Origin of the sequence: Isoptericola sp. NPDC057559, assembly GCF_042801555.1 — a bacterium.
Classification (GTDB): domain Bacteria; phylum Actinomycetota; class Actinomycetes; order Actinomycetales; family Cellulomonadaceae; genus Isoptericola.
In genome coordinates this window covers 145,074-170,084 of sequence record NZ_JBHVFQ010000002.1, presented here as the reverse complement: position 1 = coordinate 170,084, position 25,011 = coordinate 145,074, and the positions used below count along the sequence as shown (strand labels likewise).

The 25,011-nt window shown below is 75.1% G+C and carries 21 protein-coding genes; 14 read left to right on the top strand and 7 right to left on the bottom strand.

What is annotated here, in order from left to right; translation table 11 throughout:
• Window positions 1–74 precede the first annotated feature (74 nt).
• The 4 genes from ACFU5J_RS03720 (at window position 75) to ACFU5J_RS03705 (ending at window position 1,885) form a co-directional block, all read left to right on the top strand.
• A complete protein-coding gene (locus ACFU5J_RS03720; RefSeq protein ID WP_430577877.1) occupies window positions 75–884 on the top strand; it encodes a GntR family transcriptional regulator in 810 nt (269 codons plus the stop codon).
• On the top strand, window positions 881–1,132 hold the full coding sequence (locus tag ACFU5J_RS03715; RefSeq protein WP_430574041.1) for a PTS transporter subunit EIIB: 252 nt from the start codon (window positions 881–883) through the stop codon (window positions 1,130–1,132). Before ACFU5J_RS03720 ends, ACFU5J_RS03715 begins: the two co-directional genes overlap by 4 nt.
• Before the next feature lie 61 nt (window positions 1,133–1,193).
• Window positions 1,194–1,424 (top strand): glucose PTS transporter subunit EIIB, encoded by a 231-nt coding sequence (locus tag ACFU5J_RS03710; RefSeq protein WP_380326545.1) that lies wholly within the window; start codon window positions 1,194–1,196, stop codon window positions 1,422–1,424.
• Window positions 1,424–1,885 carry a PTS glucose transporter subunit IIA gene (locus ACFU5J_RS03705; RefSeq protein WP_430574040.1) on the top strand — a complete coding sequence of 154 codons (462 nt, stop codon included), beginning with the start codon at window positions 1,424–1,426 and terminating at the stop codon, window positions 1,883–1,885. Before ACFU5J_RS03710 ends, ACFU5J_RS03705 begins: the two co-directional genes overlap by 1 nt.
• Window positions 1,886–1,930: 45 nt before the next feature.
• Here the strand turns inward: ACFU5J_RS03705 and ACFU5J_RS03700 are convergent, their stop codons facing one another.
• The gene (locus ACFU5J_RS03700; RefSeq protein WP_430577876.1) at window positions 1,931–2,959 is read right to left on the bottom strand and encodes a hypothetical protein; all 1,029 of its coding nucleotides are present in this window, start codon (window positions 2,957–2,959) and stop codon (window positions 1,931–1,933) included.
• A gap of 101 nt (window positions 2,960–3,060) precedes the next feature.
• On the opposite strand from ACFU5J_RS03700, the gene ACFU5J_RS03695 reads away from it, so the two are divergent.
• Window positions 3,061–3,228, top strand: a complete 168-nt coding sequence (locus ACFU5J_RS03695; RefSeq protein ID WP_430574038.1) for a hypothetical protein — start codon at window positions 3,061–3,063, stop codon at window positions 3,226–3,228.
• Here the strand turns inward: ACFU5J_RS03695 and ACFU5J_RS03690 are convergent.
• Window positions 3,214–5,433, bottom strand: a complete 2,220-nt coding sequence (locus tag ACFU5J_RS03690; protein WP_430577875.1) for a YhgE/Pip domain-containing protein — start codon at window positions 5,431–5,433, stop codon at window positions 3,214–3,216. The genes ACFU5J_RS03695 and ACFU5J_RS03690 overlap by 15 nt on opposite strands.
• Window positions 5,430–8,363 carry an efflux RND transporter permease subunit gene (locus ACFU5J_RS03685; protein WP_430577874.1) on the bottom strand — a complete coding sequence of 978 codons (2,934 nt, stop codon included), beginning with the start codon at window positions 8,361–8,363 and terminating at the stop codon, window positions 5,430–5,432. The genes ACFU5J_RS03690 and ACFU5J_RS03685 overlap by 4 nt, the downstream gene beginning before the upstream one ends.
• Window positions 8,364–8,530: 167 nt before the next feature.
• Between ACFU5J_RS03685 and ACFU5J_RS03680 the strand changes: the two genes are divergently transcribed.
• A complete protein-coding gene (locus tag ACFU5J_RS03680) occupies window positions 8,531–9,178 on the top strand; it encodes a TetR/AcrR family transcriptional regulator (protein ID WP_430574035.1) in 648 nt (215 codons plus the stop codon).
• Window positions 9,179–9,237: 59 nt separating this feature from the next.
• On the opposite strand, the gene ACFU5J_RS03675 is transcribed toward ACFU5J_RS03680, so the two are convergent.
• Entirely contained in the window at window positions 9,238–9,702 is a 465-nt protein-coding gene (locus tag ACFU5J_RS03675) for an SRPBCC family protein (RefSeq protein ID WP_430577873.1), read from the bottom strand.
• A gap of 62 nt (window positions 9,703–9,764) precedes the next feature.
• Window positions 9,765–11,867, bottom strand: coding sequence for a prolyl oligopeptidase family serine peptidase (locus ACFU5J_RS03670; RefSeq protein WP_430577872.1), 2,103 nt, complete (start codon window positions 11,865–11,867; stop codon window positions 9,765–9,767).
• 192 nt (window positions 11,868–12,059) lie between these two features.
• On the opposite strand from ACFU5J_RS03670, the gene ACFU5J_RS03665 reads away from it, so the two are divergent.
• Window positions 12,060–13,277 carry an FAD-dependent oxidoreductase gene (locus ACFU5J_RS03665; RefSeq protein WP_430577871.1) on the top strand — a complete coding sequence of 406 codons (1,218 nt, stop codon included), beginning with the start codon at window positions 12,060–12,062 and terminating at the stop codon, window positions 13,275–13,277.
• Window positions 13,278–13,345: 68 nt separating this feature from the next.
• Here the strand turns inward: ACFU5J_RS03665 and ACFU5J_RS03660 are convergent, their stop codons facing one another.
• Entirely contained in the window at window positions 13,346–14,683 is a 1,338-nt protein-coding gene (locus ACFU5J_RS03660; protein WP_430577870.1) for a PLP-dependent aminotransferase family protein, read from the bottom strand.
• Window positions 14,684–14,786: 103 nt separating this feature from the next.
• Between ACFU5J_RS03660 and ACFU5J_RS03655 the strand changes: the two genes are divergently transcribed.
• Window positions 14,787–15,494 carry a pyridoxamine 5'-phosphate oxidase family protein gene (locus ACFU5J_RS03655; protein WP_430577869.1) on the top strand — a complete coding sequence of 236 codons (708 nt, stop codon included), beginning with the start codon at window positions 14,787–14,789 and terminating at the stop codon, window positions 15,492–15,494.
• Window positions 15,495–15,527: 33 nt separating this feature from the next.
• Here the strand turns inward: ACFU5J_RS03655 and ACFU5J_RS03650 are convergent, their stop codons facing one another.
• Window positions 15,528–17,615, bottom strand: coding sequence for a cytochrome c oxidase assembly protein (locus ACFU5J_RS03650; protein ID WP_430577868.1), 2,088 nt, complete (start codon window positions 17,613–17,615; stop codon window positions 15,528–15,530).
• A 221-nt stretch (window positions 17,616–17,836) separates the two neighbouring features.
• Between ACFU5J_RS03650 and ACFU5J_RS03645 the strand changes: the two genes are divergently transcribed.
• The 6 genes from ACFU5J_RS03645 (at window position 17,837) to ACFU5J_RS03620 (ending at window position 24,916) form a co-directional block, all read left to right on the top strand.
• On the top strand, window positions 17,837–19,105 hold the full coding sequence (locus ACFU5J_RS03645) for an ABC transporter substrate-binding protein (protein WP_430574028.1): 1,269 nt from the start codon (window positions 17,837–17,839) through the stop codon (window positions 19,103–19,105).
• A 79-nt stretch (window positions 19,106–19,184) separates the two neighbouring features.
• Window positions 19,185–20,126, top strand: coding sequence for a carbohydrate ABC transporter permease (locus ACFU5J_RS03640; RefSeq protein ID WP_430574027.1), 942 nt, complete (start codon window positions 19,185–19,187; stop codon window positions 20,124–20,126).
• Window positions 20,126–21,079, top strand: coding sequence for a carbohydrate ABC transporter permease (locus tag ACFU5J_RS03635; RefSeq protein ID WP_430574026.1), 954 nt, complete (start codon window positions 20,126–20,128; stop codon window positions 21,077–21,079). The genes ACFU5J_RS03640 and ACFU5J_RS03635 overlap by 1 nt, the downstream gene beginning before the upstream one ends.
• Window positions 21,080–21,084: 5 nt before the next feature.
• Complete coding sequence (locus ACFU5J_RS03630) at window positions 21,085–23,091, top strand: hypothetical protein (RefSeq protein ID WP_430577867.1); 2,007 nt, start codon at window positions 21,085–21,087, stop codon at window positions 23,089–23,091.
• Window positions 23,092–23,093: 2 nt separating this feature from the next.
• A complete protein-coding gene (locus ACFU5J_RS03625; RefSeq protein ID WP_430577866.1) occupies window positions 23,094–23,957 on the top strand; it encodes a ribonuclease activity regulator RraA in 864 nt (287 codons plus the stop codon).
• Complete coding sequence (locus tag ACFU5J_RS03620) at window positions 23,927–24,916, top strand: aldo/keto reductase (protein WP_430577865.1); 990 nt, start codon at window positions 23,927–23,929, stop codon at window positions 24,914–24,916. Before ACFU5J_RS03625 ends, ACFU5J_RS03620 begins: the two co-directional genes overlap by 31 nt.
• The last annotated feature ends 95 nt before the right edge of the window (window positions 24,917–25,011 follow it).

Sequence of the window (25,011 nt, the reverse complement as noted above, 5' to 3'; positions counted from 1 at the left end):
CGCCCGCGATACTGGTCCCGATGTCGAAAACGACGCTGATCGATGCCGATCACAGGGCAGGACGGGACACGACGATGGTCAGGGGCGCAGCTCGCGGCGGTGAGCACAAGTACCTCGCGGTGCGCGCGTACCTCGCGGACCTCGTCACGACCGAGCTCGCCGTCGGGGACGCGGTCCCCTCCGAGCGCAGCCTCACCGAGAAGTTCGGCGTCTCGCGCATGACCGTGCGCCAGGCGATCGACGCGCTGGTCACCGAGGGCGTGCTCGAGCGCGCACAGGGCCGCGGCACGTTCGTCGCGCCGCCCCGCGCCGACTTCGAGATGCGCCTGACGACGTTCGGCGAGGAGGCCCGACGCCGCGGCCTCAAGCCCGGCGCCACCGTGCTCACCCGCGAGGAGCTGCCAGCGCCCGCCGTCGTCGCGGAGGCGCTCGACCGCGAGGCCGGCACCCCCGTGCACCACGTCGTGCGGCTGCGCACCGCGGACGGCAACCCGATGAGCGTCGAGGAGTCGTGGATCCCCGTCGACCTCGCCCCCGACCTGCTGGCCGACGGCGTCCCCGAGAGCCTCTACGCCGCCCTGCGCGAGCGCGGCCTGAACCCGACGTGGGGCGAGGAGGTCATCACGGCCGCCGACGCCACCCCCGAGGAGCTCGAGTCGTTGCAGATGCAAGGCTCCCGCGCCGTCATGCGCACCGCCCGCCGGACCTTCGGGGGTGACGCCCCCGTCATGTACTCCCGCGCCTGCTACCGCGGCGACCGGTACAGCGTCTTCGTCCCGCTGCGCGAGGCACGGCCCACGCTGGTCCCCCGCAGCCGACCCGCCGAGAGCGCCGGCACAGTCCCCGTCCAGCCCGGACGCATCCCCGAAGGGAGCCCCCGATGAGCACCTCCGACAACGACGCGCGGCTCGCGGCGTCGATCCTCGCCGGTCTCGGCGGGGTCGCGAACATCGAGGAGATCGACCCCTGCACCACGCGGCTGCGGTCGCTGGTCAAGGATCCCGCGCTCGTCGACGCAGCGCTGCTGAAGCGCGCCGGGGCGTTCGGCGTGATGGTCAACGGGCGGGTCGTGCAGGTGGTGGTCGGCCCGCGCGTCGACACGATCGCCTCCGACCTCGCCGAGCTCATGTGACCTCCGCCTGAGCCCGACCGCCCCCACGAACCTCCTCCACCAGGAACCACCAAGGAGCACCATGAGCAAGGCACAGCAGATCCTCGACGCGCTCGGCGGCGACGACAACATCGTCGATCTCGAGCCCTGCATCACCCGGCTGCGCGTCGAGGTCGAGGACCCGGACAAGGTGAACGACGCCGCCCTCACCAAGGCCGGTGCCATCGCCGTCGTGCGCTCCGGCATCGCGATCCAGGTGATCGTCGGGCCCGAGGCCGACACGCTCGCCTCCGACATCGAGGACCTCCGCTGATGACGGCGCTGACCGTCCTCGCGCCCGTCACCGGCACCGTCGTGGACGTGTCCGAGGTGGACGACCCGGTGTTCTCCGCCGGCCTCGTCGGGCCGGGCCTCGCGATCGAGCCCGACGACGTCCGCGGCGGCGAGGCGGTCGCGCCCATCGCCGGCACGATCGTCAAGCTGCACCCGCACGCGTTCGTCCTGCAGCACGCGGACGGCCGCGCGGTGCTGGTGCACCTCGGCATCGACACGGTCAAGCTCGGCGGCGAGGGCTTCACCACCCACGCGTCCGAGGGCGACGTCGTCGAGCGCGGCGCCGTCCTCGTCTCCTGGGACCCCGCCGCGGTCCGCGCCGGCGGCAGGTCCGCCGTGTGCCCCGTCGTCGCGCTCGAGGCCACGCCCGACGCCGTCGACCGCCTCGCGCAGGTCGGCACGCTGGTCGAGCACGGCGAGGACCTGCTCACCTGGGGCTGAGCCCCGCGCCGGGGTGGTCCGGCGGGATCCGGACCACCCCGGTGGTCAGGCGAGGGTGACGCCCAGGGCCTGCAGGACGGCGTCGACCGGGTTGCAGTACGTCAGCCCGGTGCCGTCGGCGCCGCCGGTCTCGGAGCCGGCGAAGAGCAGGCCCAGCGCGACGCCGTCCTCGCGGTAGACGAGCGACCCGGAGTCGCCGCCGCGCGAGAACGCACCGCCCACGCCCTCCACCTCGATCTGGTCGTCGAAGGACAGGGCGCCCAGCTCCTCGCCGTACCCGACCACCACGTCGTCCATCTCGATCGCCGTCACCCGGCCCTGCGTGAGCGCGGTGGTGCGGCCGATCTTCGCGACCGCCTCGCCGCCCGCCGCGACGGCGGTGGTCGTGACCGCGCCGACGGGATACGTCGGGTCGGTCCCGATCCCGTCGTCGAGCAGCGCGAGCGCGGCGTCCACGGTGGCCGGCTGCCCGGGGGTCAGCGGCACCACCTGCGCGAGCGTGCCGACCCGGTCCTGCGGCGCACGACCGCCGTCGGCCGGGCCCGGCTGCACGACGACGTCCCCGACCTGCGCCGACGGCGACCCCGCCAGCACGTGGTAGTTGGACAGCACGTAGCGTGCGTCGTCGCCGGAGCCGTCCCCCTTCACGACGAACGCGCCGATCGTGCCCGCGGTGACGTCCACGTGCGCGATCGACACCCCCGGCCGCAGCGGCCGCACGCGGTCGGTCTCGCCGAGCGCCCGCGCCGTCACGACCGGCGGGCGGGTCTGCGCGCCGAGGGTGCGGATGCGGCCGGTACGGCGCACGTCGACGGAGTCGCCGGCCTCCGCGGCCAGGCGCCGCACGAACGAGCGCGCCGTCGGCACCCCGAGCCGGTACCGCACGGCGATGGCGAAGGCGCCCTCCCCCTGCGGCGCGAGGCCGAGCGACAGGGTCGGCGCGCGCACCACGTCGGCGGGCGTCGCGTCGTCGCCGACGGCGTACGGGCTGGCGGGCACGCCATGACGCTCGGCCAGGTCACGAGCGAAGTCGGTGAGCTGTGCCTTGGTCTCGCGCGCCGTCGTCAGATCCATGCCGAGAGTCTGCTGCAGGCCGCTGACACACCAGATGTCACAAACCGGCGAGTCGGACATCTCTCGTAGCCGTGAGACCCGCACCATCCACGCTCGCGCCCTTGTCCGACGACGTCTGCCGGGCCCTCACCTGGGCCCTCGACCACGACCTGCACGCCCTGATGGAGCACCGTCAGGTGGCCCACCTCGGCGTCGCCGCGCGGCGGCGTGCCGACGCCCTGCTCGTGCTGCGCTGGCAGCGCGCCGCGGCGCGGTCAGGCGCGCAGTAGCCGCCGCACGCCCAGCCGGCGGCCGCGCGCGGTGACCAGCGTGGCGAGCGCGAGCCCGCCCAGGCCCCACAGCACGAGCAGCGTGACGCCCATCCCCAGCCCGCCGGCCGCGGGCACGACCACCGCCGTCAGGGCGTCGCGGGCGGCACCGACCGGCAGCGCGTCGACCAGGCCCTGCAGCAGCGTGGGGACGGTCGCGACGATGCCGGTGGCGATGAGCAGCACCGCGATCAGCAGGCTGATCCCCCGGCCCAGGTTGCCCAGCAGGCCCACGAAGCCCTGGTGCACCGCGACGAACGCCACCGACGCCACCGCGCCGACGATGATCGCGCCGACCCAGCCGGCGAGGTCGAGGCTCTCGACCGCCGCGAGGATCACCCCCACGGCGGCACCCGTGACCGCGCCCACCGTGGCGGGCAGCGCGAACGCGCGCAGCGCCAGCCGCACCGAGTCGCGCGTCGAGCCGAGCGCCCCCGCCAGCACCGGCGGGAAGATCGTCAGCAGCGCCAGCGCCCCGAGCCACAACGCCACGACCGCGAACAGCGGCCCCGACGCGCCGGTGCTGATGCCGTTCGCCGTCGGCGCCTTCACGGGCTCCGCGACCACCGACGACAGCGTCTGGCGCTCCGCGTCCGAGGTCGTCGGGATCTGGCCCTTCGCGTCGCCGAGGCCCTCGGAGAGGTCGCCCGCGCCCGACGCGAGGTCGGTGCTCCCGGACGCCAGCTGACCGACGCCGGACGACAGGTCCGTCGCGCCGGAGGCCACCCCGGTCGCCCCCGTGGCGAGCTGGCCGACGCCCGTCGAGAGCTGCGACGCCCCCGTCGCGAGCTGGTTCGCGCCGCCCGAGAGCGTGCCCGCCCCCGACGCCACGCCGTCGGCGCCGTCGGCCACCTGCGACGCCCCGCCCTGGAGCTTGCGCAGCCCCTTGGCCAGGTCCCGGTTGCCGCCGGCGATGCCCTCGACGCCGGTCGCGACGCCCTCGGCCCCGGTCGCGAGCTTGTCCGTCTGGGTGGCGAGGGCGTCGAGCTGCCCGCGCGCGTCCACGACGTCCTGGATCGTCTCCTCGACGCCCGCCGAGTTCGTCTGCAGCTGCGCCAGCGTGTCCGCGAGCGCCGCGCAGGCGTCGGTCGACGGGTTGACGTCGCACCCGAGCGCGGCGCTCGCGGCGGCCGCGAACTCGTCGGCCCGCTTCTGGGCGTCCGCCAGCGACTTCGTGATCGCCGTGACGTCGGGGACCTCGTCGTTGATGGCCGCGACCTGGTCGGCCAGGGCGCGGTTGCCCTCGGCCACCCGGGTGGCGCCGCCGGCGAGCTTCTCGCCGCTCTCGGCCAGGTCGTCCGCGCCCTGGGCGCTCTCGCCGATCCCCCCGGCGATGCCGCGCGCGCCGCCGGCCACCTGGGAGGCACCGGAGGCGAGCTGCCCGGCGCCGTCGGCGATGCCCGACGCGCCCGAGGCGACGCCGGACGCGCCCGAGGCGGCGCTGGACGCGCCGTCCGCGAGCTGGTCCGCGCCGTCCGCGAGCTGCCCGGCCCCGTCCGACGCCTGGTCCGCGCCGTCCGCGAGCTGGTCCGCGCCGTCCTGGAGCTGGTTCGCGCCGTCCTGCGCCTGGCCGATGCCGTCGGACAGGTCGTTGAAGCCGACGAGGACGTTGTCCACGTAGGTCTCGGTGAGCGTGCTGGACATGACCGACGTCGCGGTCGCGGCGACGACGCGGGCCAGCGCGTCGTCGGCGACCCGGCCGCCGGGCGGCGTGCTGACGTCGATGGTGGCCTGCTCGGCGGACGACGGGTCGTCGTTGCCCATCGACGTCGCCGCGGCGGAGAAGTTCTTGGGGATCGTCACGACGGCGGCGTAGGTGCCGTTCGCGAGGCCGTCGGCCGCGGTCTCCTCGTCGGTGATGGTCCAGTCGAAGTTGGTCGCGTCGGGTGCGGGCTGCGCGGCCTTGGCGCCGTCGGCCGTCTCGCCGCCGCTGACCAGGCCGGACGCGAACTGGCGGCCGAGCGGGACGGTCTGCCCCTGCACCTCGACCGGCTCGTCGAGGTTGACGATCGCGGCGGGCACCTGGTCGAGCCGGTCCTGCGGGTTCCACAGGGCGGCGAGCAGCAGCCCGAGGATCATCAGCGGCAGCAGCGCGACGGCGGCGACGCTCCACGGGTTGTGGCGCGCGGCGGCGACGCTCGTCGGGGTCGGGGTCGCGGCGGTCATGCCTGCACCTCCTGCACGTGGGTGTCCTCGTCGATCTCGGCGGAGCCCCCGGCGGCCGGGTCGCCGGCCGGGCGGTCCTCGCCCGGCTCCTGGCCCGGCCCGGGCCCGTCGCCCGGCTCGGGGGACGGCGGGGGCGGGGGCACGTCGGCCCCGGTGAGCACGCTCGGCGCGCCGAACCCGGCGCCGACGTCCAGCACGGCGACCTCGCGGCCCGTGCCGTCGGCGGGACCGGCGGCGTCGAGCAGGTCGGTCGCGGCGACGCCGCTGGCCCCCAGGAGCACCGCGGTGCCGCCGTGCTGCGCCCGGGCGAGCGCGCCGGCGAGCGCCTCGCGCGCCGGGCGGTCGACGACGGCGTCCGTGCGGTCCACGACCACGACCCGCGCGCCGTCGCGCACCGCGGCGTCCACCGCGGGGGCGGGGCGGCCGCGCTCGGCCAGGGCGTCGACGACGGCGACACGGCCGCGCACCGTCATCGCGCGCTCGGGCAGCACCAGGCCGGTGACCTTGACCGCGCCGGCGTCGGGCGCCATGCGGCCGGCGAGGGCGAGCAGCACCGCGGACACCGGGGCGGCCGCGTCGCCGTGCACGCACAGCGCACCGCCCGCCGGCACCCGCATGCTGACGGGCCCGACGACCGGCACCCCGCCGTCGTCGTCGGGGCCCGCGACCACGAGGTCGCGCGCGGCGACGGCGTCGGTGGCGTCCGGCTCCGGCCAGGACGCGAGCCGCAGCTCCTTGGCGAGACCCTCGCCCTCGACGTCGAACGTGGGCAGGATGCGGTCGAGCCAGCGCGGCATGTGCCACGCCCGCTCGCCGAGCAGCGCCAGCACGGCCGGCACGAGCGTCATCCGCACGATGAACGCGTCGACCACGACGCCGACGGCGAGGCCGAGGGCGATCGGCTTGAGCGTCATGTCCCCCTCGGGCACGAACGCGACGAAGACCGCGAACATGATGACGGCCGCGGCGGTGACCACCTTCGCGGAGCCGAGGAACCCGGTGCGGACCGCGCGGCGGGCGTCGCCGCCGTGCACGTAGTCCTCGCGGATGCGGGAGACGAGGAAGACCTCGTAGTCCATCGCGAGGCCGAACAGCACGCCCATGAGGATGATCGGCATGAAGCTGATGACGGGGCCCAGCGTGGTGACGTTGAGCGCGTCGGCGAACACGCCCTCCTCGAAGACGAGCGCCACCGTGCCGAAGGCCGCCCCGACCGACAGGAGGTAGCCGAGCGACGCCTTGATCGGCACCCAGACCGAGCGGAACACCATGGTGAGCAGCACCAGCGACAGGCCCACGACGACGAGGCCGAACGGCAGCAGCGCCGCGCCGAGCTTGTCGGAGACGTCGATGCCGACGGCCGTGAACCCGGTGACGGACAGGTCGACGCCGTACTTCTCCAGGTAGTGGTCGTGCTGGTCGCGGATCTCGTTGACGAGCGCCTTCGTCTCCTCGGACGTGGGCCCGCCCTCGGGGATCACCTGGACGATGCCGGTGTCGGCGGTCGGGTTGGGCGTGGACAGCGGCACGTCGGCGACGCCGTCGAGCGCCCCGATCTCGTCGCCGAGCTCGTCCATGAGCTTCACGGGGTCGTTGCTGGTGACGATCGACCCGGTGACGATGAGCGGGCCGTTGAAGCCCTCGCCGAACTCCTCGCCCACGAGGTCGTAGGTGACCCGGGCGCTGTTGTCCTCGGGCAGCGAGCCGGCGTCCGGCAGCGCGAGGCGGAGGTTCGTGGCCGGCCAGGCGAGGGCCGCGATGGCGCCCACGACCAGCACGATCGTCAGGACGGGGAACCGGGTGGCGCCGCGCACCCAGCCGTCGAAGAAGCGGTTGTGGCGGACCCCGTCCGTCGGCGCCGCGGCACGCCTGGCCTTCCCCTTCGGCTTGCGGGCGGCGCGGGGGGCGCTGGGCCGCAGCCGCTCGCCCGAGAACGACAGCAGCGCCGGCAGCAGCGTGAGGGAGACCAGGACGGCGACGCCGACCGCCACGGCCGCCGCGATGCCCATGACGGTGAGGAAGGGGATGCCGGCGACGCCGAGGCCCACCAGCGCGATCATCACGGTGAGGCCGGCGAAGATGACGGCCGAGCCGGCCGTCGCGACGGCGCGCGCGATCGACTCGTCGACGTCGAGCCCCTGGGCCAGCTGCTCCCGGTGCCGGGACACGATGAACAGCGCGTAGTCGATGCCGACGGCGAGGCCGAGCATCAGGCCCAGCATCGGCGTCGTCGAGTTGATCGGCCCGAACACCGTCGCGGCGAGCAGCAGCAGCATCGACACGCCCACGCCCATGAGGGCGTTGACCAGCGGCAGGCCCGCGGCGACGAACGAGCCGAGCGTGATGATGAGGACGACCAGGGCGACGACGACGCCGATCGCCTCGATGATGCTCAGCGCCGGGAACTCGACGCTGAACAGCTCGCCGCCCAGGCTGGCCTGCGCGCCGTCCGGCAGCGCGGCGGCGAGGTCGTCGCTCGCGTCGTGCAGCGCGTCCTTCGTCGCGTCCGTGATGACGGACTGGTCGCCGTCGAGCTGGACGGTCAGCAGCGTGGCCGTCTTGTCGTCGTTGACGGACGCGGCCATCTCGTCGTCGTAGGGCGAGGTGACGGCGGCGACCTGGTCGATCTCGCCGATCGCGTCGACGGCGTCCGTGACGGGGCCGCGCACGGCCGCGTCGTCGATGGTGGACCCGTCGGGAGCGACCACGATGATCTGCGCGGACGCGCCGCTGACCTGCGGGAACGTGGCGGCGAGGCTGTCGAGCGCGTCCTGCGACTCGGTGCCCGGGATGGTCACGGAGTTGTCGAACCCCTGGTAGAGCACGCCGGCCGCACCGCCGACGACGGCGAGCACGAGCACCCAGCCGATGACGACGAGCCGCCGGGCCCGGGCGGCCCAACGACCGAGGGAGTACAGGACGGAGGACACAGGCTCTCCCGGGACGACGGAGCAGGGATTCGATACGGCACTGTATCCGATGCACGAACGTATCGGATACATCCCTGTATTGGCTAGAGTGGGCCCGGTCCGGGCAGACTGCCCGCGCCGGGCCGGTGCCCGGCAGAACCCGAGGAGGAGCCCTGACCACCGAGAGCGTGGCCCCCGACGACGCTACGGCCGTCACCGGCCGCTCGCCCCGGCGCGAGCGCACCCGCGAACGCCTGCTCGACGCCGCCTTCGAGGTGTTCGCGCAGGTCGGTGTCCAGGCCGCGTCGATCGAGGCCGTCTGCGAGGCCGCCGGATTCACCCGCGGCGCCTTCTACTCGAACTTCGCGAGCAAGGAGGAGCTGTTCCTCGCGCTCACGGAGCGCGAGGCCCGCAGCCACCTCGGGGCGCTCGAGCGCGCCGTCGCGACGGTCGACCCCGCCGCGCTGCAGACCCCGGACGGGTTCCGTTCCACGGTGCGCGAGGTCATCGCGTCCGTGCTGCCCGACCCGGCCGCCAAGACGTCGTGGTGCGTCATGGAGCTCGAGTTCGAGCTGCTCGCGCTGCGCGACCCGCAGGTCGCCCAGCGCTACGTGGACCAGCAGCAGGTGCTGCGCGAGGAGATGATCGCCGCGCTGAACCGGGTCATCACCGCCCTCGGCCTCCGGTTCGCGATCGACGAGCACGTCGCCATCGACCTGCTCCTCGGCGCCCACGAGGCCGGTCAGCGCGCCGCGATGCTCCCCGCCGCGGGCGCCCGCAAGGACGCCACCACGATGCTCGAGGTCCTCGTGGACCTCATCGTCGCCCCCGCCTGACGGCTCGGCACCGGGCTCACCGCGGGCTCACGGCGGGCTCACCTGGGCCCACCACGGGCTCAGGGGTCCGGCTGCTCGGCCCGCCCGGCCGCCGCCGCGGCGAGGCCCGCGATCTCAAGGTCCACGTACCGGCGCGCCGTCGCCCCGGTCCAGCGCCACATGAGGCCCGCGAGGACGCCGTCCTGCCGGACCGAGAGGGTCACCTCGCTCCGCCGCTCGCCCCGCGCCCGCACCTCGTGGCGGCCCGTCGTGCGCACCCCCGGCGCACGGCTGGTCCAGGCGAACACCTCCGGCGGCCGCCACTCGTCGACCACCCACGTGGCGGGCGGGAGGCCCGGCTGGCGCACCCGCGCCCGCGAGCCGAGGCCGAACGGTCCCCCGTCCAGCCGGCGCACGGCGTCCATCGACGCCGTCCACGTCGGCATCGCCTCGACGTCGGCGAGCACCTGCCACACCACCGCGGCGGGCGCTGCCACCGGAGCGGTGACGGTGTACCCGTGCCGGTCGCTGCGTCCCGGAGCCATGAGGCCCACGGTACCCAGGTGGGTGCCGTGGGCCTCGGGACGCGCGACCTCGGAGGGCGACGTCAGAGGTAGTCGGGCAGCTCCTGCTCGGCGTCCAGCACGTGCTCGGCCAGGTACGCCAGCACCGCCTGGTACCAGACCTTCGCGTGCTGCGGCGCGAGCACCCAGTGGCCCTCGTCGGGGAAGTACAGGAAGCGGTGCACGGTGCTGCCGTCGTCGGCGGCGGGCAGGCCGGACTCCGTGAGCAGCTCCTGCCACAGGCGCAGGCCCTCGCCGATCGGGACGCGGTAGTCCTTGTCGCCGTGGACGACCAGCATCGGGGTGCGGATGTCGGCGACGAACCGGTGCGGGCTGTAGGCCTCCGCCATCTCCGGCGTCATCTCGCGCTTCCAGTAGTAGCCGTGGTCGGTGGTGGGGCCGAACTGGTCGAGCGCCCACAGGCTGGCGTGCGTGACGATCGCGCGGAACCGGTCGGTGTGCCCGGCCACCCAGTTCGCCATGTACCCGCCGAAGGACCCGCCCATGGCGGCGGTGCGCGTCGCGTCCACCTCGGGCAGCGCCTCGACGGCGTCGGTGATCGCCATGAGGTCGGTGAACGTCGCGTCGCCCCAGGTGCCCCAGCCCCGCTGCACGAAGCGCTGGCCGTAGCCGGTGGACAGGGCCGGGTCGGGCAGCAGGACGGCGTACCCGCGCGCCACCATCAGCCACGGGTTCCAGCGCCAGCTCCACGCGTTCCACGAGCCGAGCGGCCCGCCGTGGATCCACAGCAGCAGCGGCGCCGGGGCGTCCGCGGCGGCGCCGTCGGGCAGCGCGAGCCAGGCGCGGACGCGCGACCCGTCGGCGGCCGTCGTCTCGACCTCCGTGAGGGTGCCGGGCAGCGCCGGAGCGGGCACCGGCCCGCGCAGCGCGGCGGCCGCGACCGGCGCCCGCTCCCCCGCGGCGCCCGACGCGACGAACGCGGCGAGGTCCACCCGCACCGGCTCCGACGGCGCGGCGTAGCTGGTGCGCAGCGCGTAGAGCGCCGACCCGTCGGGCGCGACCCGCACGTCGGAGAGAGCGGCGTCGTCGGCCGTCACGCGCTCCACCGTCACGGGCTCCCCCGCGCCGGGGCCGCCCGCGCCGAAGGTCAGCAGGAACAGCGGGCCGCGCCCGTCCTCGTCGGCCGTGACGACCAGGCCGGAGCCGTCGGGCAGCCAGGTGGCGGAGGTCGGCCAGCGGTCCCAGTCGTCCGCGAGGACCTCGGGCTCGCCCGAGCCGTCCAGGCGCACGAGGCCCAGGCGGATGACCGGGGCGTCCTCGGGCGTCGTCACCGACTCCGACACGAAGGCGACCCACTGCCCGTCCGGGGAGACCGCGGGGGCGAACGCGTCGGCGTCCGGGTCGTCCACGAGGGCGCGGCGCTCGCCCGACGCCGTGTCGACCACGGCGAGCGTGCTGCGCTGGGCCGCCCCCGGGTCCGCGACGGCCCACGTCGTGACGAGCGTGCCGCCGTCGGAGGACAGGTCGGCCCCGTGCTCGAACAGCTGGCGGCCGGCGCCGGTGACCTGCCGCAGCTCCAGGCGCGCGTCGTCGGCCGCGAGGTGCGCCACGAACCGGCGGTCCTCGTCCGGCCCGAGGTCGTGGTCCCAGTGCCGCACCGGGTAGCCGGAGTGCAGGATCGCGGAGATCTTGCGGTCCGTGCGCTGCTTGCGCAGCTCCTCGTCCTCGGTGAGGCCGGCGGCCCGCGGCAGCACCGGGGCGGACACGGACACGACGTCAGCGGCCCGGGCCGCGAGCACGCCGCCCAGGCCGCCGGGCGCCGTGGCCACGACGCGCGCCTCGCCGCCGCCGGCCGGCAGCAGCCACAGGGCGGCCTTCGGCTCCTCGTCGTCCTTCTCCGCCTCCGGGTCCGGCCGGGCGGACGTGAAGAGCACGTCGCCCGACGCCGCGAACACCGCCGACGACTCGCCCTTGCGGCTCCGCGTCAGCCGCCGCGCCGGGGCCGTGCCCGTCGGGTCGACCTCCCACACGGCCGTCGTCCAGCCGGTGCGCTTCGCGTCGAGCGTCTGGACGGTGGTGACGAGGCGCGTGCCGTCGGGGCTCAGCGAGAGCCCACCGACGCGTGGCAGCTCGACGTAGCGGTCGAGGTCGTGGAAGGGCGTGGGGGCGACGTTGTCCTGGGTCACGCGCCCCGGTCTACCACAGCGCCGGCCGAACAGGCGGTTGCGCACGGACTGACCGCTCATTCCCTGCGCAACCGCCTGTTCGGCCCCCCTCAGCGGGGCCACGGGGAACGCCGGATGAACGTTCGCTGAACTTGTCCGCCCCGGCGCCCCGTGCGGTTGAGAGGGCCCGTCGACATCGGGCACGGTCTGGTCGTGAGACCACCGTCGCCCCGCGCCACCCACCGGCCGCCGCTGCCCGCCACCGCCGACCTGGTCGTCGTCGGGGCGGGGATCGTGGGTCTCGCGCACGCGCTCGAGGCGCACGCGCGGGGGCACTCGGTGCTGGTGGTGGAGCGCGACCCGCGGCCCGACGGCGCCTCCGCCCGCCGCGGCGGGCACGTGGCCGTCACGACGCAGGACGCCGCCACCCTCTCCTGCGCGCTCGCGTCGCGGGAGCGCTGGCTGAAGCTGGGCCGCGAGGCCGGGTTCTGGGTCAAGGACACGGGCGCCGTGGTCGTCGCGCGCTCGGCGGACGAGCTCGCCGTCCTGGACGACCTGGTCGCCGCGCGCGACGGCGACGCCCAACTCCTCGACGCCGCGCAGGCCGCCGACCGGGCGCGCGTGACCGAGGACGGGGTGGTCGGCGGCGCGTTCCTCCCCCTCGACCTGCGCGTGGACCCGCGCGACGCGCTCCGGGCGCTCGCCACCGCCCTCGACGCCCGGCCGCGGGCCGACGTGGCCTGGTCGACGACGGCGCTGACGTTCGAGGCGGGCACCGGGCGGACGCTGGTGCGCACGTCGCGCGGCGAGGTCGTGGCCCGGCGCGTGCTGGTGGCGGTGGGCCCCGACCTCGACCGCTTCTTCCCCGAGGAGGCCGCGCGCACGGGCCTACGGCACGACGTGCGGCAGGTGCTCCGCGTCGTCGCCCCGGGGCGCGCGCACGACCCGGCCGGCCCCGCCGTGCTGGGCGGCAGCACCCTCCTGCGCGACGCCGCCTACGCCCACAGCCCCGCGCTGGCGGACGTGCGCGAGCGCCTGCGCACCGAGGCCCCCGAGCTGCTCGACGCCGCCGTCCACCTGACGTTCACCCCGCTCGCCGGCGACGGCTCCCTGCTGCTCGGCGAGGCCCGCCGCACGGACGCCGAGCGGCGCGCGGACGGCGGGCTCGACCGCGACCCGGAGCGCTCCGACGTCGCCGACGCGCTGCTGCTGCGGGAGGCCGGCGCGTTGCTCGGCCGACCGGTGGAGGTGCGCCGGCGCTGGTCCGTGCCCGACGTCGTCGTGCCGCGCCCGCGCCGCGGCCCGTTCGCGGGCACGCCCTTCGTCGTCACCGACCCGGCGCCGGGCGTCACCACCGTGACCGTCGCGGACGGGCTCGGCACGACCACCGCGCTCGGCCTGGCCGCGAAGGTGGTCGACGGCCTGCTCTGACCGGTGGCCGCGCCGGTGACGTAGCGATTCGTCGCCGTACCGGGCGCTGACGGCGACCGATCGCTACGTCACCCGCCGAGACCCGCCCGGATCGCGCCCAGCGCGCGGTCGAGCTCCCCGTCGCTCACGCCGCCGAAGCCGACCACGACGCCGGTGTGCCGGGCGGTGCGGCACACGTCGGACAGGAGCGGCAGGTCGAAGCCCGCCTCCCGGGCGGCGGCGTGGGCGCGCAGCGCCGCGTCCTGCGGCAGCAGCCACGTCGAGTACATGCCGGCGGACGTCGCCGCCGGGGCGGCGTGCGGACCCAGCACGGCCGCGACGCGCGCCGCCCGCTCGGCGTACACGCGGCGCGCGGTGCGGACCACGCTGTCCAGCCAGCCGTCGCGCAGCAGCGTCAGCAGGGCGCGCTGCACGGGCCACGCGGCGACGTCGTGCACGAGCTCGCGGTGCCGGGCCACGTCGTCGAGCAGCGCCGGCGGCGGCACCATCCACCCGACCCGCAGCCCGGGCGGCGCCGACTTCGACGCCGTCCCCAGGTACGCGACCCGGTCCCGGCCGAGGGTGGCGAGGGCCGGCACGGGCGCCACGTCGTAGCGGAGCTCGGAGTCGTAGTCGTCCTCGACGACGACGGCGCCCGTGGCCCGCGACGCGGCGAGCAGCGTCAGGCGGTCGTCGGCGGGCATCACGCGGCCCAGCGGGTGCTGGTGCGCCGGGGTCACGTACGCCGCGGCGAGGCCGCGCAGCGCCGCCTCGTCGTGCCGGGCCTCGGCGGGGAGGTCGACGACGTCGCGACCCGCGGCGCGCGCGGTCGCGACGGCGGCGCGGTAGCCCGGGTCCTCGATGCCCACCGGCCCCGACGGCAGCACGGAGAGCACGTCGCGCAACCCCGCCGTCGTGCCCGCGGTGACGACCACCTCGTCGGGGTCCACCACCAGGCCGCGGGTGCGGCCGAGGCGCTCGGCGAGCGCCTCGCGCAGCGCGGGCAGGCCGCAGGGGTCGTCGTAGCCGCGCGGCGGCGTCGCGGCGGAGACCTCCCGCCACGCCCGCCGCCAGGCGGCGCGGTGCCGCGGGTCGATCCACGGCTCCCCGGTGCTCAGGCGCACCAGGCCCGAGCCCGGCCCGGCCGGCCGGCGCCGCCGCACCTCGGCGCGCGGCGCCGCCTCCGACGCGACGAACGTGCCCGCGCCCCGGCGGGCGGACAGCCAGCCCTCGGCCACGAGCTGGTCGTAGGCCTGCTCGGCCACCGAGCGCGCGACGCCGAGGTCGGCGGCGAGCGCCCTCGTGCTGGGCAGCCGGTCGCCGCGCCGCAGCGTGCCGCGGGAGACGAGGTCGCGGACCTGCCCGGACAGCTGTGCGCCGAGCGGCTCGCGGCCGTCACGGTCCAGGCGGACGGGGAGGGCGGCCACGGGGCTCCTGTCGTCGGGCGTCGATGTCGATCGCGAAGTGGCCTGTCGGATCCGGCGGGAAATGGCTCGTGACGGCAGGCCAACCAGGAGCCACGCTAGCGGCATGGACGCACTCTCCCCCACCCCGAGGACCACCGTGCGGCGCGGCCGGGACCGCGCCGTGCCCGACCGCGCGGCGCTGCACGCCCTGCTGGCCGACGGGCTCGTCGCGCACCTCGGCGTCGACGTCGGCGAGGGCCCGGACCGGCACCCCGTGGTGCTGCCCTGCGCCTACGCCGTCGACCTCGACGGCCCCGACGACGGCGGCACGCTCTACGTGCACGGGTCGGTCGCGGCGCGCTGGCTGGTCGGGGCGACGGACGCGACCGTGTGCGTCACGGTGACCGAGCTCGACGGGCTGGTGCTGGCCCGGTCCGGTTTCCACCACTCCGTGAACTACCGCTCCGCCGTCGTCATCGGCGCCGCGCGGCTCGTCACCGACGAGGGCGAGCGGGTCCGCGCGCTGGACGCCATCGTCGACCACCTGGCGCCGGGCCGGGCCGCGACCCTGCGCCCCGCGACCCGCAAGGAGCTCGCCGCGACCGCGGTGCTCGCCGTCCCCCTGCGGGAGGCGTCCATGAAGGCCCGCGCCGGCGGCCCGGTCGACGACCCGGCCGACGTCGCCGCCGGCGGGTGGGGCGGGCACGTGCCGGTGCGGCGCATCGTCGGCGCCGCGATCTCCGACGCCGACTCCCGCGCACCGGTGCCGGCGCACGTCGCCGCGCTGGCGGGGCTGTCCCCGCGGACGCGCCCGCTGCCCCGGCCCGCCTGACCGCGAGGTGGACCACCTCGCGGGAGCCCGGACCTACGCGGGGCCCGCCTGGTCCCGGTCCGAGGCGCCGCCCGTGGCGCGGTCGGCGTCGCGGTCGGCCATCTTGGCGAGCATGGCGTTGTACTCCTCCAGCTCGGCGTCGCCGTCGCGGTCCGCCTTGCGGTCGCGGCGACGCGCCTCGCGCTCGTCGGAGTTCGTCCACTGCAGCGCGACGGCGATGGCGAGCGCGAGCGTCGGCAGCTCGCCGATGCCCCACGCGACGCCGCCGCCGCGCTGCTGGTCGTCGATCGCGGGCAGGCCCCACGGCCGGCCCATGTTGCCGAACCAGTCGGCCACGAGCAGCGACGTGCCGGTGGTGAGCACGACGCCGAAGAACGCGTGGAACGCCATCGTCGCGAACAGGAGCAGCAGGCGCTGGGGGTAGCCCGGGCGCTTGGGCCCGGGGTCGATCCCGACGAGCGCGTTGGCGAACAGGTACCCGACCAGCGTGAAGTGCACGATCATCCACACGTGGCCCGCGTGGTTGCGCAGCGCGAACTCGAACGCGGGCGTGTAGTAGAACGCGATCATGCCGCCCGCGAAGAGCACCGCGGCCACCACCGGCCGGGCCAGGAACTGGCCGAACCGGGAGTGCACCAGGCCGAGCACCCACTCGCGCGGGCCGCGGCTGCCGTCCTTGCGGGCCGGGATGGCGCGCAGCAGCAGGGTCACGGGGGCGGCGAGCACCAGGAACAGCGGCACCAGCATCGCCAGGATCATGTGCTGCACCATGTGGCCGCTGAAGATCACGCGTCCGTACACCGCCGGGCCGCCGCTGGTCACCCAGAACATCACGACCATGCCCAGGCACCACGACACCGTGCGCCCCACCGGCCACCTGTCCCCGCGCCGCGCGAGCCGCACGGCCCACCGCAGGTAGACGACCAGCCCGGCCACGCAGGCGAACGCCAGCAGCGGGTCGAGGCTCCACTCGGTGAACCAGCGCGCCATCGTCGGCTCGGGCGGCAGCGCCCGGCCGGTGAGCTGGAAGGCGGGCGAGACGTCCACGGGGACCTCGTCGGGCACGGGCGGCGCGGTGGACCCGAGCGCCACGGCCACCCCGGAGACGGCGCCGATGACGAGCACCTCGACGGCGAGCAGCCGCCAGAACAGGCGCCGCACCGCGCCTCGCGAGTCCGCCCGGCCGAGCCGGCCCACGACCCACATCCGGTGCGCGAACCCGAACGCGCCGAGGCCGACCATGAGCACGGCCTTGGTCAGCAGCAGCACGCCGTAGGGGGTGAGGAGGTCGCCGAACGAGCCCATGCGCAGCAGCGCGTTGAGGATGCCGGAGAGGCCGACGGCCGCGAAGCACCACCCCGCGACGGGCGAGAACCGCGCGACCGCCGACGCGGCGGTGCGGCCGTCGTCGCGCCCCTCGCCCCGGGTCAGCACGACCACGAGCAGCGCGCCCAGGCCGCCCACCCACACGGCCGCGCCGACGAGGTGCAGCAGCATCGCGCCGACCGCGAGCTCGTGGTCCGCGGCGCCGGCGGCGTGCCCGGTGGTGGACTGCATGGCCAGGGCCGCGACGGGCAGCACCGTGGTCCACAGGGCGCCGACCGGCCCGCGCACCGCCATCGCGAGGGCGGACGTCACGGCCGCGACGACGATGATCGCGAGGTAGAGCCTGCCGAGGTCGAGGTCGGTGACGAACTGCGCGAGGCCCTGCCCGAACGCGGGCGACGCGGGCGACGTGCCGGAGATGTTGGAGTACCGCAGCACGAGCTGCAGGACGGCGGCGACGGCCCACACGGCGCTCGCGGCGCCCGCGGTGGTGAGCACCCGCGTCTGGGCACGCCCGGGCGGGAGCAGGCACGCGGCGACGACCAGCGCGCCGAGCGTCACCGAGACGCTCACCTCGGTGAGCACGGTGACCACGGGCAGCCCGAAGCGGACGGCGGCACCGGGGTCGGTGAACCCGCTCAGCGCCTCGAACGCGCCCGAGTAGGCCCCGCCCGCGAGCACGGCGAGCACGGCGACGAGGACGGCGGCGGGCCCGGCGGCGACGAGCCACCAGGGGCGCTGCGGCACGCTCGGGGTACCGCCCGACCGCTGGACGGCGGGAGCTGCGGAGGTCACCCGTCCAGCCTATGGGCGACGGGCGGTGCCCCGGAACGCCCGTGGTGTGAGACTGCCCCGCCGAGCGATCTTCCCAATCCAACGATTATCGATTAGTGTCCGTGGCGTTCGTTCGACACCGGATGCCACCCCCACAGGCGTCCGCCCCACACGTAGGCCGGACGGCGCGGACACCCGCACAGCAGCGGGCCGCGCCAGGCGGCGACCCGAGAGGATCAACGATGATCAAGCACCGCACCCTCGCGAGCGTGGGCACCCTCACGGTGGCCGCCCTCGCGCTCACCGGCTGCGCCGGCTCCGACGACGGCGGCAGCGGCGACGCCGGCGGCACCACCGAGGTCAGCCTCCTCGTCAACGTGACCCCGAACCTCACCGAGGAGTTCTGGAACGACCTCGTGAAGCCGTTCGAGGACGCCAACCCGGACATCGACGTCGTCGTCCAGAACCCGGGCGCCGAGGGCGTGACCGCCGCCCTCCCCCGCCTGCTCACCGCGGGCGACGCGCCCGACGTCGTCCAGTCGCTGCCCCCGACCACCGACCTCGCCCCCGAGCTCGTCGACCTGTCCCAGTACGACTGGGCGAAGACCGGCCCGCTGGCGGACCAGTACTCGATCGACGGCAAGTACTACATGGCCGGCATCGGCTTCCAGCTGCAGAGCCTCTTCTTCTACAACAAGACGGCGTTCGAGGAGGCCGGCATCACCGAGGTGCCGACCACGGTCGAGGAGCTCACCGCCGACCTGGGCAAGCTGAAGGACGCGGGCTGGACGCCGCTGCAGACCGGCGGCGACTGGATGACCAGCCACTCGATCCAGGCCCTCGGCCTGCCGACGATCATCGCCGAGAACCCCGACTGGTTCGCGCAGATGAGCTCGGGCGACGTCACCTTCTCCGACACGTACGGCGACACGGTCGCCACCTACGCCGACTGGGTCGCGAAGGGCTACATCCCCAAGGACGCGCTGGGCATCAAGTACCCGGACGCCGAGCAGGCGTTCCTGTCCGGCAAGAGCGCCGTCTACCCGATGGGCAGCTGGTTCGTCGGCTCCGAGGTCAAGGCCGAGGACAAGGCCGACATCGGCGTCTTCCGGGCCCCCGCCGTCGACGGTGTCGCCGACCCGGCGATGGGCGCGAACATCGCGAGCCCGTACTCGATCCTCAAGGCGAGCAAGGACCAGGACGCGGCGGCCAAGCTCGTCGAGTTCCTCGTGACCGACAAGACCGCGGTCGCGGACCAGCTCGAGGTCGACGGCAACTTCCGCGACGGCTACGAGTACGAGATGGACGACCTGGGCAAGGAGCTGCTGCAGATCGTGGCGGACACCCCCGCCGAGTCGTACACCCCGACCGGCCAGGGCTACGGCGAGCGCACGCTGCCCACCGGCTACTCGGACGAGATCAACGCGCAGACGCAGGCGCTGATCGGCGGCACCGCGCCCGCCAAGGTCGACTCCGCGATGGACGCCTGGTTCGCCTCCACCGCCGGCTGACCCAGCCCGCACACCCCACCCGCCCGGGCGCGGCGCAGCCGCCGCGCCCGGGCCCGCACCGACGACGGAGGCCCTTGCGATGGCAACCCTCACGACCGCACCGCGCACGGGCCTGGCCGCGCCCGCGCGCCGACGCTCCGCGGCGCGCGTGTGGCGCGACCGCGTCCCCGGGATCGTCATGGGCGGCCCCGCCGTCCTGGTGTTCCTCGCGATGTTCATCGTGCCGATGATCCTGGCGTTCGTGCTCAGCCTCACCGACTGGAACGGCTACAGCCTGAACTTCACGTTCATCGGGTTCGACAACTACGCGGAGGCCTTCCGCAACCCGCGCACCGTGGACGCGGCGATCTTCACCGCCGTCGTCGCGTTCTTCGGCACGATCCTGTGCAACGGCGTCGGCCTCTTCATCGCGGCGCTGATCGCCGGCAACAGCCGCGCGAACACGCTGCTGCGCACGATCTTCTTCTACCCGTACATCATCAGCGCGCTGATCATCGGGTTCCTGTGGTCGGCGATGCTCTCCCCCGAGGGCGCCGTCAACGGCCTGCTGGGGCACCTCGGCATCGCGCCGGTGCCGTTCCTCACCGAGGTCGCGTTCGCGAAGGCGAGCGTGATCCTCACGATCGTGTGGTCGCACTTCGGCTTCAACATGATCCTGTTCCTCGCGGGCATCAAGTCGGTGCCCACCGAGTTCTACGAGGCCGCCACCGTGGACGGCGCCTCCAAGTGGCAGCAGTTCCGCAACGTGACGATGCCGCTCATCGCCCCCGTGTTCACCGTGAACCTCGTGCTCACGCTGGTGGGGCTCCTCAAGGTCTACGACATCGTGCTGGCCCTGACGGACGGCGGCCCCGCCGCGTCCACCCAGACGATCGTCTACCAGATCCTGCGCGACTCGTTCGCCCAGTCCGAGCTCGGCTTCGGCGCGGCGCAGTCCGTCGTCCTGCTGCTCGCGACGGCGGTGCTGGGGCTCGCGGTGACGGTCGCCCGGCGCGGCGCGGAGAAGAAGGTGGCCGACTGATGGCGACGACGACACAGGCGACGCAGATGACGACGCACGACGCTCCGCAGGACACGGCGACGCCCCCTGGCACGACCTCGGCCGGCACGCACCGCACCGCGCGCCGCCGGCGCCGCGAGCGCCCCGGTGCGGGCACCGTCCTCAAGTGGGTGGTGCTCGGCCTCGGCGCGCTGGTCATGCTGGTGCCGCTGTACATCATGGTGATCAACGCCTTCAAGCCGCAGGACGCGATCATCGCGTCGCCGCTGGCGATCACCCCGGACACCTTCAGCCTCGAGTACCTGCAGGCCGCCCTCACCAGCGAGAAGTTCAACGTGGTGAAGGCGTACGGCATCACGCTCCTGTTCGTCGCGCTGGTCAACGTGTGCGGCATCGCGCTCGCCGCGCCGGTCGCGTACGTCATCGCGCGCGGCCGCTCCAAGTGGCACCTGGGCCTGCTGCTGCTGTTCGTGTCCGGGCTGTTCATCCCCGGCCAGGTGACGCTGATCCCCGTCGTCTTCGTGCTGCGGGTGCTGGGCCTCATCAACACCATCCCGGGCTTCATCCTGTTCGAGACGGCGGCGACGCTGCCGGTGACGATCTTCCTGTTCTCCGCCTACCTGCGCACCGTGCCCCGCGACATCGACGAGGCCGCCGCCCTGGACGGCGCGAGCAAGATCCGGGCGTTCTGGTCGTGCATCTTCCCGATCATGAGGCCGGTGGTCGCGACGATCGTCGTGCTGAACTCGATCAGCGTCTGGAACGACTTCGTCAGCCCGCAGATCATCCTGGGCCCGAGCTCCGGCATCTACACCGTCACGACGGGCGTGTACGCGGCCGTCGGCGAGTTCTCCACCGACTACACGACCGTCTTCCCGACCCTGCTGCTGGCGGTGAGCCCCGCGATCCTCTTCTTCGTGCTCATGCAGCGGCACATCATCGGCGGCCTCGTGGCCGGGGCGACGAAGGGCTGAGCACCATGACCGACAGCACGACCGACAGCACGACCGACCGCACGACCGACCCCCGGGTCCCCACCACCCCCCTGCACGAGGTCCCCGCCTGGGCCGTGCTCGAGCGGCGCCTGTTCGACGCGACGGAGGACGCCTGGCGCCTGTTCTCCGACCGGTACACCGGGCCCGACGGGCGCATCCTGCACGCGGGCGGCTTCGAGCACCGCGACGGCGTGGACGACCTGTACGAGCCGTTCTTCAACTGGCCGGCGTTCTACGCCCTCGGCGGCAGCGACGAGATCCTCGCCGCCGCGAAGCACCACTTCGAGGGCGTGACGGCGCAGCTCACCGAGGGCGGCATGCTCACGGGCGAGTACGAGAACGGGTACGACTGGTTCCACCAGGGCGAGTCGCTGCTGTTCTTCTACGCGCTGTGCGCCGCCGACCCGGGCGACGAGCGGTTCGCCGGCCGTGCGCGCCGGTTCGCGGCGCTGTACACCGACCCGGCGCACGGCAACTACGACCCCGCGCGCAACATCGTCACCGCGCCGCACAACGGGGCGCGCGGGCCCCTGCCGGGCCTGGGCACCGAGTGGCTCACCTACCCGGCGTCTCTGGACTACATGGAGGCGTACGGCCTCCCCCTGCACGGGCTGCCCGGGATCACGCGGTGGTCCGACCTGGAGGACCCGGCGCACGCGCGGCTCATGGGCGACGAGCTGCAGCGCCGCGCGGCCGGCGACACCGCCGTCAACCTCGCGGCGACGTCGCTCGTGGTCAACCGCTGGCTGTACGACGGCGACGCCGCGTCGGGCGCGTGGGTGGCGCGGTACGTCGACGGCTGGCGCGAGCGCGCCGCCGCGGCGGGGGGCCTCATGCCCGACAACGTGGCGCCCGACGGCACCGTCGGCGGCCTGCACGACGGCGCCTGGTACGGCGGCCACTACGGCTGGACCTGGCCCCACGGCCTGCACTCGGTGGCGATGAGCACGCTGATCGGCGCGATCAACGCGTCGTTCGTGTCCGGCACCCTGTCGGGCAGCAGGGACGACGGGCCGCTCGACCTCGTGCGCACCATGCTCGACACGGTGCTGGACCACGCGATCACGGCGCCGGTCACCGAGACGCCGTTCAGCCTGCGCGGCAGCTGGATCGAGCGGCTCGGTGAGCACGCCGCGGAGCCCGCCACCCTGGTCCCGTACCGGTACGGCGCCGACGGCTGGTTCGACTACGGCCCCCTCCAGCTCGACCTGCCCACCTGGCTGTGGTGGTGGACGCGCGACGACTCCGACCGCAAGCGCCTGGACCGCGTGCTCGACGGCATCCCCGGCTCCGACGAGGTGCGGCCGTTCCGCGACAAGGTGGAGGCCGGGCACGAGGGCCCGTGGCTCGCGTTCCTCGACGGCTCGCTGCCGGACTACCCGGAGCGCGCGCTGTCGATGGCGCTCGGCCAGCTGGCCCGCCGCGTCGCCGTGATGGACGCCGAGCCCGTGGACCCCGAGACCGTGCACCTGCACTTCTGGCAGCGCGCCAACCCGGTCGTCACGGAGGTGCTCGGTCAGCTGATCACCGGCACCCCGCAGACCCTGTACAACGGCGGGCTGCCGTTCGCCGCCGTGGCCTACACCGACGCCGACCGGGGCCGCCCCGGGCTGCCGCCGGACGTCGCGGCGCTCGTCTCCGGCCTCGACCGCGACGCCGACGGCACCGGCCGCGTCGAGCTCAGCCTCGTCAACCTGTCCCCCACGCACGCCCGGCGCGTGCGGGTGCGGCCCTCGCGGTTCGGCGAGGAGCGGCTCACGGGCGTCGTGACGCGGGGCGAGGACGGCGGCGTCTGGCCCGGGCCGTCCACGGCCTCGGCCGGGGTCGCCGGGGCGCGGACCGCGGCGACCGTCCCCCTGGACGCCCCCGACCTGCTCGTCGAGCTGCCGCCGAGCCACCGCGCCGACCTCGTCCTGCTCACCGCCCCCGCCGCGGCCGCGCCGCGCCACCAGCACACGACTGCGCACTCCCCGCACCACGAAGGAGCCTGACCATGACCGACTCCCTGACCACACCCGGTCTGGACGGCCTGTCCGCCGCGTCCGGCCTCGCCGGCCTCGGCACGGGCCTCGATCCGGCCGCCGGGCTCGTGCGGCCCGACGTCTCGCTGCCCGTGCGCGGCCTCGCCTTCGAGCGGGCCGACGCCGCGGCCGTCGAGCGGCTGGGCCAGGTGTCCTCGGCGACCGCCTGCGCCAAGCTGCACGGCCTCGGCATCCGCCACTCGTTCGTGGAGGGGCCGCGCCCGCTCAAGCCCGGCTACCAGGTGGTCGGGTCCGCGCTCACCCTGCAGTTCATGCCGCAGCGCGAGGACCTCGCCGCCGGCGACGAGCAGGAGTACGTGGAGCGGCACACCGCCCTCTGGCACGTGCTCGAGACGGTGCAGCCCGGCGACGTGCTGGTGATCCAGGCGTACGGCAGCCGGTTCTCGGGCTGCGTGGGCGACATCCTCGCGCGCTACTTCCAGCGCAAGGGAGGCGCGGGCATGGTCGTCGACGGCCGCATCCGCGACTCGGGCAAGATCCGCGACCTCGGGCTGCCCGTGTGGTCCACCGGCGTCACCCCGCACTACGCGTCGCAGTCCGAGCTGTTCCCCTGGGCCTTCGACGTGCCCGTCGCCGTCGGCGGCGTGCTCTGCATGCCGGGCGACCTCGTGGTCGCGGACGACGACGGCCCCGTCATCGTGCCCCGCGCGATGGCGGACCAGGTGGTCGCCTCCGCGCAGGACCACGAGGAGTGGGAGGGCTTCAGCCGCCAGCGCCTCGACGAGGGCGCCCGCCTGAGCGACTACTACCCCCTGACCCCCGACACGCGAGGGGAGTTCGAGGCATGGCGTTCCGCGCAGGGCTCCGCCCTCTGACGCCGGCCGGCGACGGGCCCGACACCGTCGCCGCGTCGTCGTTCGGCCTCGGCTGCGCGCCGATCGGCAACCTGTTCACGCCGGTCGCGCAGGGCGACGCCGAGGCGACGGTCGGCCGCGCGCTCGAGCGCGGCGTCCGCTTCTTCGACACCGCGCCGCACTACGGCGCCGGGGTCAGCGAGCAGCGCCTCGGCGCCGCGCTGGCCGGCGTCGACCGCGACTCCGTCGTCCTCGCGACGAAGATCGGCCGGACGATCGTGGACGCCGGCGGCGTCTCCGTCCCCACCGGCGGCACCGGCACGGGCACGGTGGGCGACCTCAGCCGCGACGGCGTGCTCCGGTCGCTCGAGGGCAGCCTCGAGCGCCTGCGCACCGACCGCGTCGACCTGCTGTACCTGCACGACCCGGAGGACGTCGACGCCGCCCTGCGCGGCGCGCTGCCCGCGCTGCTGGAGCTGCGCGACCAGGGCGTCGTGCGCGCCGTCGGCGTGGGCATGGTGTGGACGGAGCCCGTCGCGCGGTTCGTGCGCGAGGCGGCCGGCGTGCTGGACGTCGTCATGCCCGCCGGGCGCGTCACCCTGCTGGACCGCACCGCCCTGGACGACCTCCTCCCCGCCGCCCGTGAGCGCGGCGTCGGGGTGATCGCGGCCGGCGTCTACAACTCCGGCGTCCTCGCCGACCCGGTGGCCGCCCCGTTCTTCGACTACCACCCCGCGTCCCCGGACCAGGTGGACCGGGCGCTGAGCATGGCCGCCGCGTGCGAGGCCGCCGGCGTCGACCTGCCGACCGCCGCCGCCCGCTACCCGCTGCGCGTCCCCGGCGTCGAGGCCGTCGTCGTGGGCGCACGCACCCCCGCCGAGGTGGACGTCTTCGCGGACGCCGCCGACGCCGTCGTGCCCGACCCCCTGTGGGCCGAGCTCGACGCGATCGCCGCCCCCGCTCCCGCCACCCGCCCGTGACCCCGCCGACCGGCGCCGAACAGGCGGTGGTGCACGTTCTCGACCCTGAGAACCGGACCCCCCCCCCGTTTGGCCCCCCCCGGGGGGGGGTAGGC

Bases quoted from the DNA above. Each gene is read 5' to 3' on its own strand.
- ACFU5J_RS03720 (WP_430577877.1), top strand. From the start codon at position 75: ATGGTCAGGGGCGCAGCTCGCGGCGGTGAGCACAAGTACCTCGCGGTG.
- ACFU5J_RS03715 (WP_430574041.1), top strand. From the start codon at position 881: ATGAGCACCTCCGACAACGACGCGCGGCTCGCGGCGTCGATCCTCGCC.
- ACFU5J_RS03710 (WP_380326545.1), top strand. From the start codon at position 1,194: ATGAGCAAGGCACAGCAGATCCTCGACGCGCTCGGCGGCGACGACAAC.
- ACFU5J_RS03705 (WP_430574040.1), top strand. From the start codon at position 1,424: ATGACGGCGCTGACCGTCCTCGCGCCCGTCACCGGCACCGTCGTGGAC.
- ACFU5J_RS03700 (WP_430577876.1), bottom strand. From the start codon at position 2,959: ATGGATCTGACGACGGCGCGCGAGACCAAGGCACAGCTCACCGACTTC.
- ACFU5J_RS03690 (WP_430577875.1), bottom strand. From the start codon at position 5,433: ATGACCGCCGCGACCCCGACCCCGACGAGCGTCGCCGCCGCGCGCCAC.
- ACFU5J_RS03675 (WP_430577873.1), bottom strand. From the start codon at position 9,702: ATGGCTCCGGGACGCAGCGACCGGCACGGGTACACCGTCACCGCTCCG.
- ACFU5J_RS03655 (WP_430577869.1), top strand. From the start codon at position 14,787: ATGGACGCACTCTCCCCCACCCCGAGGACCACCGTGCGGCGCGGCCGG.
- ACFU5J_RS03645 (WP_430574028.1), top strand. From the start codon at position 17,837: ATGATCAAGCACCGCACCCTCGCGAGCGTGGGCACCCTCACGGTGGCC.
- ACFU5J_RS03640 (WP_430574027.1), top strand. From the start codon at position 19,185: ATGGCAACCCTCACGACCGCACCGCGCACGGGCCTGGCCGCGCCCGCG.
- ACFU5J_RS03635 (WP_430574026.1), top strand. From the start codon at position 20,126: ATGGCGACGACGACACAGGCGACGCAGATGACGACGCACGACGCTCCG.
- ACFU5J_RS03630 (WP_430577867.1), top strand. From the start codon at position 21,085: ATGACCGACAGCACGACCGACAGCACGACCGACCGCACGACCGACCCC.
- ACFU5J_RS03625 (WP_430577866.1), top strand. From the start codon at position 23,094: ATGACCGACTCCCTGACCACACCCGGTCTGGACGGCCTGTCCGCCGCG.
- ACFU5J_RS03620 (WP_430577865.1), top strand. From the start codon at position 23,927: ATGGCGTTCCGCGCAGGGCTCCGCCCTCTGACGCCGGCCGGCGACGGG.